We start from the raw sequence: 13303 nt of genomic DNA on the forward strand, positions 1-13303 counted from the left end.
TAAAGGAGCTGTTTTTCAGCATTTGCACAAACTTACTGACGATGTGAGTTTGTGCGATGATAAGGTGCTGTTTCATATTGACCAGCAGGGGCGTTGGTTCTATCAGCAAGAGGCTTTACCCGATAAGTTTTGTCGTCTGTTTTCAACGATTCTGCAGCGTATCGACGGCTGCTATTATCTTATTACACCGGTAGAAAAAGTGATGGTTGATGTTGTGGCTCATCCGTTACTGATCGTCGATTATGGGCTTGAGCAAGATGGGGCATTTAAGATTAGCACCTCTATCGGTACCCAATATTATGTCGATAATTACCAGTGTTTTGAGATCCATGAACAAGATATCTTCGTATTACTAGCAAGAGGCTTGTATGCGAAACTAGGAAGAGCTTGTTATTATCGTTTTGTCGAACAGTTTTTACTCAGTGACGAAGATCTTTTTTAAATCAGAGCCTATGTTTATCTGTTATAAGTTACTATTTGATAAAGCGAATAGTTTTTCGTTACTAATTTAGTTGAGTTCATCCCTAGTTTCTTTAAGGCCAAGTGGTAGTATTAATATCAAGGCAACTGGTTTTGGGAGGTGCTGATTGAAACATTATGAAAGTTTGGGATACTTAGTATCTCACCTCAATATCGAGCTGCAAAAGGCGTTTGATGAGCGTCTTAAACGCTATGAATTAGATATTAAGTTATGGCCAGTATTATTTGCTTTATGGCAAGAAGAGGGGATAACTCAAACAGAGCTGTCTAAGCGTTGTGACGTGGCTAATTATACCATGACTAGGCTTCTTGATCAGTTGCAAGTACAAGGTCTTATCACACGTCATCAAGAAGCGGATAATCGTCGTGCTTTTCAAATATTCCTCACCGATACCGCGAAAGCCTTAGAGCAAGATCTGACCCGTGAAGCTGAATGGATTAATGAAAGGTTCTTAGCTAATTTAACGGATGAAGAGTCAATAACTTTTATTCATTTATTGAACAAAATAAACCGTCTTAAATAAGACGTCGAACTATTTTGGTCGATTAATTTAAGACTCATACTTTAAATGAGCTAGCTTAAGTGGTTTAGCCTCACTCCATCGTCTAGGCTCTTGGCCTATATTTTAGTTTAAGTCGATTAACTTAACTGTATCCTAATTTGTCGTAGTTGGTGGTATTGGTCCGTTTGTTCAAGTGAGTTATGAGCGTTGTGCCTACATCAATTCATCGCTGATTAACTGACTTGGTTTCTCTTGCCATTTTCCCTCTTTAACGTTAATAAAAACAACGGCTAATATCAACCAGTATAAGAAAGTGATCTACTCAACGTGTTTTTGGCAACTCATTCAAGGCGAATGGATGATGGAATGGCCGCTCCCTTGTGAGGCCATTCTGCGCAGACGTAGAAAGGTAAAAACACGTCTAATAGGCGCGTTTTAGCGCTTTTGATACTGTGTTAACGAGTTTGAGTCTAGTTAAACTATACTCATGTTGCAGAATTTGGTTGTGGTTTATGGGGCACTTTATGGTTTGAATGGATCATTGGATGTCGAAGAAATTAGGGGCTTACCACATCATCGTTACTTGAACCTATCAAACAGATCGCGGTTATACGATTAGTAACATTCCCAAACTTGATATTGCGGTAAAAATAATCACCGTTTGTAGCAGTTGGCGACTGTGTAATAAGTTCTCTTTGCCCTGTTTAATGCTGGTGATCAGGTGATTTTTTTTGTAAATCCGGCAGATCATTTGCTCACTGTTAGGGTCGATAAATAACTGGAATTTACAGGGGTTTCCATCGTGTAGTTTGATTTGGTGCTCACTTTTGGGGCCGAAGTTGAGTTTTCTAGAAACGCGTTTACCATTGACAAACACTTGCTCTAAACCACACCAGTTACTTGCTTGTAGTTCAACTAAATCCTGATTAAAGTCATGTTTGAAACTTATCATGGTGGTGTCCCTACGCCAATAATGAGCTTCTAATTCAAGCAGAGGAATATGACATTTTCCAGTACGGTTTTATGAATAAACTGTGTAAAAAGTTTATCTTGTTGGCGTTAAACGGAAATTTATTTTTATCTTTTTTTGCTTGCTAAAAGCCAACATGTAGACTGTTAAATTATGAATTTTTGTAAGTGGTTTAGATGAAAGGTATTTTGGTTTTCAGAGTATAAATAGCAAAAAGCCACTGCATTAGTGCAGTGGCTTTTGATTGCTTGTTGTAAGCGATAATACGTTATTTCTGACCATTAATGATGGCGCGAGCGAGTTCGTCGGCAACGTCTGCAGTGGTACGATTTTGTGCGTCAGATAATTCAAATACTTTCAGCAGCGTGTTATAAATCTCTTCAACTTTCGCCGTCGATTTTTGTGAGTCGTAATCTTTTTCGAACGATACGTTGATGATACCGCCAGCGTTAATTACGTAGTCTGGCGCATAAAGAATACCGAGTTCTTTTAGCTTTTCACCATGACGCACTTCAGCAAGCTGGTTGTTGGCACAACCTGCGACTATAGTCGCTTTTAATAACGGAATTGTGGTGTCGTTGATTGTTGCGCCTAATGCACATGGAGCATACACATCAACATCTTGATGGTAGATATCTTGTGGTGCCACAACGGTTGCACCAAATTCAGTCGCCACTTTATCCAGGGATGATTGATGAATGTCGGTAACAATCAGTTCAGCGCCTTCTTCATGAAGATGACGGCATAGGTAGTAGCCAACGTGTCCAACACCTTGTACTGAGATCTTAAGTCCTTTAAGGCTGTCGATGCCACGTTGGTGCTTCACTGCCGCTTTAATGCCTAAGTAGGTGCCTAATGCTGTGTAAGGAGATGGATCGCCGCTTTGACCTTCTAGTCCAGCCATATATGGTGTTTCTTGGTGGGCAATCATGATATCGGCAGTTGATACGCCTACATCTTCAGCTGAGTAGTATTTGCCGCCTAATGTATGGATGCAGCGGCCAAAGGCTCTAAAGAGTGCTTCGCGGTCTTCAACCTTTGGATCGGCAATAATAACTGACTTTCCACCGCCCATAGAGAGACCAGCAAGGGCATTCTTATAAGTCATACCGCGAGAAAGACGCAGTACGTCCGTCAGCGCTTCGTCATCTGATTCATAGTTCCACATTCTACAGCCACCGACAGCAGGGCCAAGATTAGTGTTGTGAATTGCGATAATAGCGCGCAAGCCACTTTCTTTGTCATGACAAAATACGACCTGTTCGTGGTCGTCAAATGAGATGTGATTGAATACTGCCACTTTACGAGTTCTCCGCTTGGAAATTAAAACGCCGAGCTGCGAAATTCGCTAGTTCGACGACTTGTTATATTTATTGCAGAACGATAGCATTTAGCGATACTCTCAACAAAGTAAAGATTAGTATTAATTGTGATCTTGCTGGCAATTTTGCTTTCCACTTTACGTTAACGTAAAGCTGTAAGTTGTTTTTGTCCGGTAACGTCTATAGTGAGAGGTTTTCTTTCGATAGATATTTAAGCTAAACCAAGAGATCACAGCATAATTATAAGAAATAGGAAGTAGAATGACGGAACAAGCAGTCGATCAAACTCAACCTTTGAGTCCAGAACAACAAGAAGCACTTACTCAGCAGTGGATTAAAGAGCACTTTCAAAAAGCAAATCGCTTTTTAGCTGAAAAAGGGGTGATTCCAAGTAAGGTTATTGCCGAAGAGAGTCGCTATCTCGCGCCATTTTTAGCCGTGTGGAAAATGGAATCTAAACAACCTAAAGCACAAACCTTTTGGGTGATGTCTGGTGATTTGCCTTCTGATTATGTGGATGTTGGCGTAGCTAAAACGGCGCGCGATGCGATTCGCCACTTTTCAATGATGTGGCAATTAAAAGCTGAAAACCTAATAAAGTCAGGTGTCACTAAAGATGCGACTCAAGCTAAATTTGCCAAGCTATTAGTGTCTCGTGCAGAGAGCTTGTATCAAATTCATAATGACGAAAAGTTATGGAAAAATTCATAAGTTATTGTTAAGCAACGCGAATGAAGGGGGTATTTAATCCCCAAATAAGAGTGATTAAAAAACACAAGTGATAAAAAAGCCGCTTTAACCATCATGTTAGCGGCTTTTTTGTCGACTATTGGCTAGTGCTGTATCAGGCGAGGTAGGCATAACCTTGATCAAGCAGCCATAAAAAATACTCTGCTACGTCGGGTTGCTTACACAAAGCTAAAGCGGTATCGCTATCGAAACTAATCTGATTCGCTAAGGTCGTGAGTGTATCGGCCTCAACCTCATCTAAGCAGTAAATTTCACCGTTAATAAATAGGCGCTTTTGACTATCGCCTTCAATACGGATCACCTTTAGACCACCGATGCGCTGGATCTCTGCGCCATCTTCTAAGGCCTCAAGTAACTCCTCTGAAGTGTGTTCACCATCTGGCTCACATAAATCGAGTTCAAATCGATTTTGGCTGAGTAATTGCCCAAGCACGGGTTGATAATATTCAGGCTTTGTTAATAGCTCCCTAAGTAGCTCAAGCATACCCTCTTGCTGAGTAAGTGGAAGCAGTCCAGGCTCTGTTGGTTCTTGAGTCGAGGTAAAGCGTTTGAGACCACTATTAGTGTCGATGAGATGATCGGCAATGCCACTGATCAACTCTTGCTGACTTGGCGCTCGAAAACCAATCGAGTAACTTAGTGCCGTTTCTATAGTCTCGCCACGATGAGGAAATCCCGGCGGAATGTAGAGCATATCACCCGCTTCGAGAACCACATCGATTATTGGCTCGAAATCATCGATAAGTGCCGTATGAGTATCGCCGCCGCGAGGAGAATAGTTGCCGATTGGGCCGACTTTCCAACGACGCTTGCCTTCACCTTGAAGTAAGAAGACATCATAGTTATCGATATGGGGACCAACGCCACCACCAGGAGTCGCAAACGACACCATTAAATCATCAAAGCGCCAGTCTGGAATAAAACGAAAAACGTCAACGAGTGGCTGAGAATCTGGATACCAATGATTAACGGCTTGAACTAACAGTTGCCAGTTATCTTCTCCAAAGGGGGCATAATCTTCGATGGGGCCTTGGATGATCTCCCAATTATTTTGCTTGGTTAAGATTATCCGTGATGCAATCTCCTCTTCACACGCCAGTCCGGCAAGTTCATCGGCGGCGATGGGATCGGCAAAGTCTTTAAAGGCTGCCTTGATCACTAATGGCTGCTTTTGCCAATAGGTCTCTAAAAATGCTTGTTGGTCGAAATTGAGAGTATACATGGCGTGATGTGATCCTAAGTGAGGAGATCGGAAAATAAAAACAATAAAGGCGATAAGCATTAGCCTACCGCCTTTATAAGACTAATGTAATAAGATTACTTTAGTTCGTCGACAAATGCTTCCGCACGGCCAATATAGTTAGCCGGAGTCATCTTTTTCAGCTCAACTTTAACCTCTGCGGGTAGCTCGAGATTATCGATAAACTGCGCTAGCTGCTCACCATCGATACGTTTACCACGGGTTAGCTCTTTTAGCTTTTCATATGGTTTTTCGATACCGTAGCGACGCATTACTGTTTGTACTGGCTCTGCGAGTACCTCCCAGTTTTGGTTCAGTTCATCGCGTAGGTGTGCTTCATTGACTTCAAGCTTGCTGATCCCTTTTAAGGTTGCTTGATATGCAATCAGCGCATGCGCCATACCAACGCCTAAGTTACGCAGAACAGTAGAGTCGGTCAGATCTCGCTGCCATCTTGATACAGGGAGTTTTGCCGCTAAGTGTTGCATAATCGCATTGGCAATACCTAAGTTACCCTCTGAGTTTTCAAAGTCGATGGGGTTAACCTTGTGTGGCATGGTTGATGAACCAATCTCACCTGCAATGGTTTTTTGCTTAAAGTGGCCAAGGGCAATATAACCCCAGATATCACGGTCAAAATCGATTAGCACGGTATTGAATCGAGCAACCGCATCGAATAGCTCAGCGATATAATCGTGTGGCTCGATTTGAGTCGTATAAGGGTTCCAGTTAAGGCCAAGGCTGGTCACGAAACGCTCTGATAATGTGTGCCAATCCACTTCTGGGTACGCAGATAGGTGAGCATTGTAGTTACCTACAGCGCCATTAATCTTACCCATGATCTCAACCGCTTGGATTTGCTTAACTTGACGTTCAAGACGTACGGCAACATTGGCCATCTCTTTACCCAATGTTGAAGGTGAAGCTGGTTGACCGTGAGTACGCGACATTAAAGGTACTGAGCGATATTCTGCTGCCAGTTTCTTGATGCCGTCTACGATTTGTTGACAGTATGGTACAAGCACTTGCTCGCGAGCGTCGGTAAGCATTAAACCGTGAGACAGATTATTAATATCTTCAGAGGTACAGGCAAAGTGAACGAACTCGTCGATAGCGACTAATTCAGCATTGTCGGCAATTTTCTCTTTGATAAAGTACTCAACCGCTTTTACATCATGGTTGGTCGTGGCTTCAATGGTTTTAACGCGCAGGGCGTCTTCTTCGTTGAAGTTATCTTTGATTTGATCAAGCAGTGCTAATGCGGTTTCGCTAAAAGGTGGAACTTCTTCAATTTCTGGGCAGCTGGAAAGCAGCTTTAGCCAGTTTATTTCGACTTGAACACGGTATTTGGTCAGGCCGTACTCGCTGAAAATCCCTCTTAATGAGGCGGTTTTACTACCATAACGACCGTCTACCGGAGAGATAGCAGTTAGTGCGGAAAGTTCCATTAGAAGCTCCTTTAATGAACTTAGCTTATTATTTATAGGGTGAGGCTTTTATTAGCGATATCAACTATTGCTTTTCTAGAGAAGACAAGGTGCCTGCGCTTGCCTCCTAATTGGCGCCATAATACTGCGCTGCGCATGGCGGCGAGTAGTAAAGCACGTATTCTTTGTTGTACAAGAGGCTGCTTCAGAAACTCTGGATTACCTGAGATCTGAATTTTGGGGCCTAAGTTACTGATAATATCGCTGTAGATCCCAGCAAAATTACCAACGACTTGATCGTCCGTTATCGAGAAATGATGCAACTGACGATGCACTTGGTTAATCCGTTCGGCTAACATGCCGAGCGCACTTGATGAACGAGACAGTTTACGCTCAAGGGCTAAAATCCCGATAAGATAACGGGTGATCTCGACATCTTTTTGTTTGTCATCACCGAGTTGATTTAGGATCAGTCGATAACCTTGTTGTAATGCGATTTTATCTGCGTATACATCGCTGGTTTTATCAGGGTTGGTCACCAAAATACTATTAAGGCTTGCGGCTAAACCATCGCTGTCTGCTTGTCCATGCCTTGCGACACGCTGCACTTGGCCGATAGCTTGTAAGATGCCTGCAAATGCCATAGTTCTATCAAAAATAGGCTCGCTCACGGTTTACTCTCTTATCAACGAATCGATGATACCGCCACCGAGACAGACTTCACCATCGTAAAATACGGCCGACTGTCCAGGGGTTACTGCGGCTACAGGTTCATCGAAAATGACCTTGATGCGATCTTCGCCTTCGTAGGTAAGGGTACAGGCAACATCGCGCTGACGATAACGGGTTTTTACGGTTATTTTTGCGCCATCTAATGGGCCTTTTCTATCTACCCAATGAAGCTGATCGGCAAAGAAACCAAGCGACATCAAACGAGGGTGATTACCGCCTTGACCGACGATAAGCACATTACGCTCAAGATCTTTATCAACCACATACCACGGGTCATCGTTACTGTTTTTCATGCCACCAATACCAAGACCTTTACGTTGGCCTAAGGTGTGGTACATCAAGCCTTGGTGCTCACCAATCACTTCGCCTTCGCTGGTTTCAATTTTACCTGGTTGTGCTGGCAGGAAGGTTTGCAGGAAGTCGGTAAACTTACGTTCGCCGATAAAACAGATCCCTGTGCTGTCTTTCTTATCATGGGTGATTAGTCCCATCTCTTTGGCGATTTCACGCACTTCGCTTTTTTCAAGTTCACCGACAGGGAACAGCGAACGCGCCACTTGTTCATGGCTTAAGGTGTATAAGAAATAGCTTTGATCTTTATTGCCATCAATGCCGCGTAACATTTGGCTTTGGCCTGAGTCATCACTGCGACGAACATAGTGTCCCATAGCGATATAATCGGCATCTAAGATCTCATCGGCGAATTCTAAAAACGCTTTGAATTTGATCTCTTTGTTGCACATGATGTCGGGATTCGGCGTACGTCCCGCTTTATATTCGGCAAGAAAGTACTCGAACACATTGTCCCAATATTCGGCGGCAAAGTTAACGGTGTGGAGGGGGATGCCTAATTTGTCGCAAACGGCCTGAGCATCTTTTAAATCATCTGCAGCGGCGCAATACTCATCGGTATCGTCCTCTTCCCAGTTTTTCATAAACAGGCCTTCTACTTGATAGCCCTGTTTCATCAGCAAGTATGCTGAAACAGATGAATCAACACCACCAGACATGCCGACGATGACTTTTTTTCCGTTTGGATTGGGTTCGATTAATGCCATAGATCCTAAAACCGTTAAAATAATGTTGCTACAGCGTGGCTAACCTTAGTCAATCTTGAATGTTAGCCGAAGTTAACCTGCTAATTCTGCTCAACTCATGTCAAGGAGCACGAAAACAGGTGGTTAACGCCGTATATGCGGGGGCATATTCTATCATGCATTATGCGTGGTAGCTAACTAGAGAAACTGACAATTAACCACGTCAGTCGAAAATTGTTTTCCCGATAGTTGATCTTCGATGCATTGAAGCACTAGCGGGCTTCTTAGCTGTGATTTTAATGCTTTGATTTCGGTTAGGCTCAGCCATAAGGCGCGGTTTATTGCAGCATCTTGAGGTAAGGGGGCTTGCTGTGTGAGAAGTTCGCAAAAATAGCTAAAGCGTAAGAAAGCAAGGTCATTTGTGGCGGAAAATTGATAAATGCCGATAAGCTCGGTGGGGTTGACGTTTACGCCCGTTTCTTCATATACCTCTCGGATGCAGGCATCGAGCAGGGATTCATTGGCCTCGAGGTGTCCTGCTGGCTGGTTGTATCTCAGCTGGCCTTCGATTAACTCTTCGACCATAAGGTATTTATCTTGGCATTTTATCACACAGGCAACAGTGACATTGGGCTTGTAACGTTTCATTTCGCCCCCTTTATTGAGCAGTAATGACTTGTGTTTAGTTAGTTGTGTTTAGTTAGGGTTCAATGATTCGATACTCGCCGTTGGCGATATCGTCTAGGCTCCATTGACCTATTTTATAACGAATTAATCTGAGTGTCGGATAGCCAATATGCGCTGTCATGCGGCGAACTTGTCGGTTACGGCCTTCACAAATCTCAATAGATAGCCAGGTGGTTGGAATATTTTGTCGCTCCCTAATGGGAGGAGTGCGTGGCCAAACATCTGGAGAGGCAATGACGTTAACCTTTGCTGGTAGGGTTAAACCATCTTTAAGTTCAACCCCTTGCCTTAGCGCCTGCAGCGATTCGGCGCTGGGTTCACCTTCAACTTGAACCCAATAAGTTTTATAGGTTTTCTTTTGAGGTTGAGTGATTTTAGCCTGCAGATGGCCGTCATTTGTCAGCAATAGTAAGCCTTCGCTGTCTCTATCTAATCTACCTGCCGCATAAACATCTTTTACAGGAATAAAGTCCTTTAGTGTCTTTCGACCTTGCTCATCGGTGAACTGGCATAACACATCAAACGGTTTATTAAATAACACAATAACAGGATTGGCTGCTCGAGGTTTACTCGATTTAGCTTTTGGACGATAGCTTGTTTTAGCACTTTGGTCGCGTTTATTCGCCGCAGGTGATGTCCGACCTTTAAATGCAGGTTTTTGAGAATAAGATTTTGGTTTTGCAGGTTTTGATGAACTCACAAGGTAAACTTCTGGCATAGTGTATTCGATTCGTGACATTGTACTGTGCATTGGCCATTAGTGGAATTTGAATATTACTGTGAATGATTTATGATGTCGGCCATGAAAATGTGATCGATAGCAAGTCGTGAATGGTTTTTGAGATGTTAGTTCTAGGATGTATAGCATTGATTCAGCTTTAAGTTATCAAGAAGGCTATTTAGTTAACTTGCCAGCGCACTACTTTGTATACCTTTGATAATGTCTCCATAAAGGCGCGATTAATTCGCCTGATAACGATAAAAATTATAATAGTAACTTGATTCATTAACGCTTTATTTTACAAAAACGTAGGACATAAAATGAACGACAATCCAACGATTATTTATACTGAAACTGATGAAGCCCCAGCGCTCGCGACCCTATCTCTACTCCCTATCATTAAGAATTTTACCGCTGCAGCGGGTGTCGGTGTTGAAACTCGCGATATCTCACTATCTGGCCGTATTATTGCTAACTTTGCTGACTATTTAACGCCTGAGCAACAGATAGCCGATGCGTTAGCTGAATTGGGCGAATTGGCGACCAAGCCTGAAGCCAATATCATTAAACTGCCAAATATCAGCGCATCTATTCCGCAGTTAAAGGCGTGTATTAAAGAGCTGCAAGATAAAGGCTATGCTTTACCTAATTATCCTGATGAGCCTAAAACAGATGCTGAAGTTGAAGCCAAATCACGTTATGACAAGATTAAAGGTAGTGCGGTAAACCCGGTTCTACGCGAAGGTAACTCCGACCGCCGCGCGCCAACATCGGTTAAGAATTATGCCAAGAAAAACCCTCACTCAATGGGCGCATGGAGTCGTGAGTCAAAATCTCACGTAGCTCACATGGAAGCGGGTGACTTTTATGGCACAGAAAAGTCTGTGACCCTTGACGATGCAACCACGGTTGATATTGTGTTTGAAGCTAAAGACGGTTCAAAAACGGCATTAAAGTCGGGTTTGGCATTGCTGGCTGGCGAAGTGATTGATGCGTCGACTATGAGTAAAAAGGCGTTAGTTTCCTATTTTGAGCGCGAAATCGAAGCGGCTAAAGATGAAGATGTGTTGCTGTCGTTGCATCTTAAAGCCACTATGATGAAGGTCTCTGATCCAATCCTTTTTGGTCATGCTGTTAAGGTTTTTTACAAAGAGTTGTTTGCTAAATATGGTCAATTGTTTGATGAGCTAGGTGTGGACGTAAACAATGGTTTTGGCGATGTATATGCCAAAATTGCTACCCTACCAGCAGACAAAAAAGCTGAGATCGAAGCGGATATCGCGGCTATTTATGCTAGCCGTCCTTCGCTTGCTATGGTGGATTCTGATCGCGGCATTACTAATTTGCATGTACCAAGTGATGTGATTATCGATGCCTCTATGCCTGCAGCCATTCGCTCATCAGGGCAAATGTGGGGCCCTGATGGGAAGCTTAAAGATACCAAGGCAATGATCCCTGATCGTTGTTATGCGGGTGTGTATCAGGAGACCATCGAATTTTGTAAACAGAATGGCGCATTCGATCCAACCACCATGGGGAGTGTTCCTAATGTCGGCTTGATGGCGCAGAAAGCCGAAGAGTACGGTAGCCATGATAAGACATTCGAAATTGCCGCTGACGGTGTTGTTAACGTTATCGATGCCAACGGTAATGTTTTATTATCTCATGCTGTTGAGGCTGGCGATATTTGGAGAATGTGTCAGGTTAAAGACGCGCCTATCCGCGATTGGGTGAAATTAGCGGTAAATCGTTCACGTCTCTCTTCTACACCTGCCGTTTTCTGGTTAGACGCAGAGCGTGCTCATGATGCACAGCTGATCACCAAAGTGAATCAGTATTTGCTAGAGCATGACACCGATGGCCTTGAGTTGCATATCATGTCGCCAGTTGAAGCAACGCGTTTCACATTGAAGCGCACCAAAGAGGGGTTCAATACTATCTCTGTGACAGGTAACGTGTTGCGTGATTATCTTACCGATCTATTCCCAATTTTAGAGCTAGGCACTAGTGCTAAAATGTTATCTATCGTTCCGCTTATGAGTGGTGGTGGACTGTTTGAAACGGGTGCTGGTGGTAGTGCGCCTAAGCATGTTCAGCAGGTAGAGAAAGAGGGTCACTTACGTTGGGACTCTTTAGGTGAGTTTTTGGCGTTAGCGGCTTCATTAGAGCACCTAAGTCTTAACTACAATAATCCTAAGGCTCAAGTATTAGCCGATGCGTTAGATATCGCTATCGGTCAATTCTTAGATGAAAATCGTTCACCTTCGCGTCGTGTTGGCGAGTTAGATAACCGCGGTAGTCATTTTTACTTGGCAATGTATTGGGCACAAGCGTTAGCGACTCAAGATGGTGACTCTGAATTGAAAGCGTATTTTGCTCCTTTGGCTAAAGCATTTAGCGACAACGAAGATAAAATTGTTGCAGAGCTAAATGGTGCTCAAGGCGCTGCAGTCGATCTTGGTGGTTATTACCGTTTAGATGTAGCTAAAGCTGAAGCTGCTATGCGTCCAAGCGCAACCCTTAATGCATTATTAAGTTAATAGGGTTAATACCTGTTGATGAAAAGGGAAGCCTGTCGGCTCCCCTTTTTTGCATTCAATACGTTGCACTTTTTTTAGACATAAAAAAAGGTAGGAAATCCTACCTTTTTTATTTTGTCACTTCACTATTTAGTGGGTGATATTGCCGATGCGTGCATCCCTTTTGGCCCCTGTTCGACCTCGAATTGGACTGGTTGGCCTGCTTTTAGAGTTCGATAGCCTTCCATTTCGATGGTAGAATAGTGTGCGAAAACGTCTTCACCACCAGCTTCAGGGCAGATAAACCCGAATCCTTTGGCGTTGTTGAACCATTTAACAGTTCCGTTTGCCATACTTCCACTTCCTTCTGTTGTTTACTGACCAGTAAGATAGTAAAACTAATGATGCGGGGAAAATTCACCGCTCAGTGAACAGAATGAAACCAGTAAAAGCGGATGTCAAGGGTAAATTAACAAAAGAGCAACATTTTAGACAAATATTGCGATCAAGTGTTTTATTGGTCCGATGACTGGTATGTTTAATCATAGTTAAGATCAACATTTGGTAGAAGCCAAAACTAGAGGCTAATATTTAAACATGGCTAAAGCAGGAAATATTGAACATCTTGAAGAGCGCGTAGAATCAGAAATTGCTCCGCCTTCAATGTATAAAGTGATATTAAATAATGATGACTACACCCCAATGGATTTTGTCATTGAGGTATTGCAGCTGTTTTTTAAGAAAAATGAGCAAGAAGCGACCGATATCATGTTAGCAATTCATCATCAGGGGAAGGGAATATGCGGTATTTTTCCTTTTGGCATAGCAGAAACTAAGGTTGCTCAAGTAAATCAGTTTGCAAGACAAAACCAACATCCGTTACTGTGTTCATTAGAGAAAGCCTAATCTCGACTT

14 protein-coding genes are annotated in these 13303 nt (G+C 43.0%); 5 read left to right on the top strand and 9 right to left on the bottom strand.

The genetic code is table 11. The annotated features are described in order from the left end of the window. Positions 1-22: 22 nt before the first annotated feature. A complete protein-coding gene (locus K0I62_RS07280) occupies positions 23-442 on the top strand; it encodes a DUF1285 domain-containing protein (protein WP_258405107.1) in 420 nt (139 codons plus the stop codon). Positions 443-587: 145 nt separating this feature from the next. Further along, a complete protein-coding gene (locus K0I62_RS07285) occupies positions 588-1004 on the top strand; it encodes a MarR family winged helix-turn-helix transcriptional regulator (RefSeq protein ID WP_220070809.1) in 417 nt (138 codons plus the stop codon). A 586-nt stretch (positions 1005-1590) separates the two neighbouring features. Here the strand turns inward: K0I62_RS07285 and K0I62_RS07290 are convergent. Next, positions 1591-1935, bottom strand: coding sequence for a hypothetical protein (locus K0I62_RS07290; protein WP_220070810.1), 345 nt, complete (start codon positions 1933-1935; stop codon positions 1591-1593). A 286-nt stretch (positions 1936-2221) separates the two neighbouring features. Continuing rightward, positions 2222-3253, bottom strand: coding sequence for a Glu/Leu/Phe/Val dehydrogenase dimerization domain-containing protein (locus tag K0I62_RS07295; RefSeq protein ID WP_220070811.1), 1032 nt, complete (start codon positions 3251-3253; stop codon positions 2222-2224). 283 nt (positions 3254-3536) lie between these two features. On the opposite strand from K0I62_RS07295, the gene K0I62_RS07300 reads away from it, so the two are divergent. Beyond that, positions 3537-3986 (top strand): DUF4826 family protein, encoded by a 450-nt coding sequence (locus tag K0I62_RS07300; protein ID WP_220070812.1) that lies wholly within the window; start codon positions 3537-3539, stop codon positions 3984-3986. A gap of 133 nt (positions 3987-4119) precedes the next feature. On the opposite strand, the gene K0I62_RS07305 is transcribed toward K0I62_RS07300, so the two are convergent. The 6 genes from K0I62_RS07305 to K0I62_RS07330 form a co-directional block, all read right to left on the bottom strand. Continuing rightward, entirely contained in the window at positions 4120-5247 is a 1128-nt protein-coding gene (locus tag K0I62_RS07305; protein ID WP_220070813.1) for a ribosomal protein uL16 3-hydroxylase, read from the bottom strand. Between the two features lie 95 nt (positions 5248-5342). After that, positions 5343-6713 carry an adenylosuccinate lyase gene (gene purB, locus K0I62_RS07310; RefSeq protein ID WP_220070814.1) on the bottom strand — a complete coding sequence of 457 codons (1371 nt, stop codon included), beginning with the start codon at positions 6711-6713 and terminating at the stop codon, positions 5343-5345. A 32-nt stretch (positions 6714-6745) separates the two neighbouring features. Next, complete coding sequence (gene hflD, locus K0I62_RS07315) at positions 6746-7363, bottom strand: high frequency lysogenization protein HflD (protein ID WP_220070815.1); 618 nt, start codon at positions 7361-7363, stop codon at positions 6746-6748. A 3-nt stretch (positions 7364-7366) separates the two neighbouring features. Beyond that, positions 7367-8482 carry a tRNA 2-thiouridine(34) synthase MnmA gene (gene mnmA, locus K0I62_RS07320; RefSeq protein WP_220070816.1) on the bottom strand — a complete coding sequence of 372 codons (1116 nt, stop codon included), beginning with the start codon at positions 8480-8482 and terminating at the stop codon, positions 7367-7369. Between the two features lie 177 nt (positions 8483-8659). After that, positions 8660-9109, bottom strand: a complete 450-nt coding sequence (locus K0I62_RS07325; protein WP_220070817.1) for an NUDIX hydrolase — start codon at positions 9107-9109, stop codon at positions 8660-8662. A gap of 52 nt (positions 9110-9161) precedes the next feature. Beyond that, complete coding sequence (locus tag K0I62_RS07330) at positions 9162-9887, bottom strand: rRNA large subunit pseudouridine synthase E (RefSeq protein WP_258405108.1); 726 nt, start codon at positions 9885-9887, stop codon at positions 9162-9164. Between the two features lie 302 nt (positions 9888-10189). Between K0I62_RS07330 and K0I62_RS07335 the strand changes: the two genes are divergently transcribed. After that, a complete protein-coding gene (locus K0I62_RS07335) occupies positions 10190-12409 on the top strand; it encodes an NADP-dependent isocitrate dehydrogenase (RefSeq protein WP_220070818.1) in 2220 nt (739 codons plus the stop codon). Between the two features lie 125 nt (positions 12410-12534). Here K0I62_RS07335 and cspD read toward each other — a convergent pair whose 3' ends face one another. After that, positions 12535-12741, bottom strand: coding sequence for a cold shock domain-containing protein CspD (gene cspD, locus K0I62_RS07340; protein ID WP_028764803.1), 207 nt, complete (start codon positions 12739-12741; stop codon positions 12535-12537). 244 nt (positions 12742-12985) lie between these two features. On the opposite strand from cspD, the gene clpS reads away from it, so the two are divergent. Continuing rightward, positions 12986-13294, top strand: coding sequence for an ATP-dependent Clp protease adapter ClpS (gene clpS, locus K0I62_RS07345; protein WP_220070819.1), 309 nt, complete (start codon positions 12986-12988; stop codon positions 13292-13294). Positions 13295-13303: the final 9 nt, after the last annotated feature.

The organism is Shewanella psychrotolerans, assembly GCF_019457595.1.
GTDB classification, from domain to species: Bacteria; Pseudomonadota; Gammaproteobacteria; order Enterobacterales; family Shewanellaceae; genus Shewanella; species Shewanella psychrotolerans.

Bases quoted from the DNA above. Each gene is read 5' to 3' on its own strand.
- clpS (WP_220070819.1), top strand. From the start codon at position 12,986: ATGGCTAAAGCAGGAAATATTGAACATCTTGAAGAGCGCGTAGAATCA.
- K0I62_RS07305 (WP_220070813.1), bottom strand. From the start codon at position 5,247: ATGTATACTCTCAATTTCGACCAACAAGCATTTTTAGAGACCTATTGG.
- K0I62_RS07325 (WP_220070817.1), bottom strand. From the start codon at position 9,109: ATGAAACGTTACAAGCCCAATGTCACTGTTGCCTGTGTGATAAAATGC.
- K0I62_RS07330 (WP_258405108.1), bottom strand. From the start codon at position 9,887: ATGTCACGAATCGAATACACTATGCCAGAAGTTTACCTTGTGAGTTCA.
- cspD (WP_028764803.1), bottom strand. From the start codon at position 12,741: ATGGCAAACGGAACTGTTAAATGGTTCAACAACGCCAAAGGATTCGGG.
- K0I62_RS07290 (WP_220070810.1), bottom strand. From the start codon at position 1,935: ATGATAAGTTTCAAACATGACTTTAATCAGGATTTAGTTGAACTACAA.
- mnmA (WP_220070816.1), bottom strand. From the start codon at position 8,482: ATGGCATTAATCGAACCCAATCCAAACGGAAAAAAAGTCATCGTCGGC.
- K0I62_RS07335 (WP_220070818.1), top strand. From the start codon at position 10,190: ATGAACGACAATCCAACGATTATTTATACTGAAACTGATGAAGCCCCA.
- K0I62_RS07300 (WP_220070812.1), top strand. From the start codon at position 3,537: ATGACGGAACAAGCAGTCGATCAAACTCAACCTTTGAGTCCAGAACAA.
- purB (WP_220070814.1), bottom strand. From the start codon at position 6,713: ATGGAACTTTCCGCACTAACTGCTATCTCTCCGGTAGACGGTCGTTAT.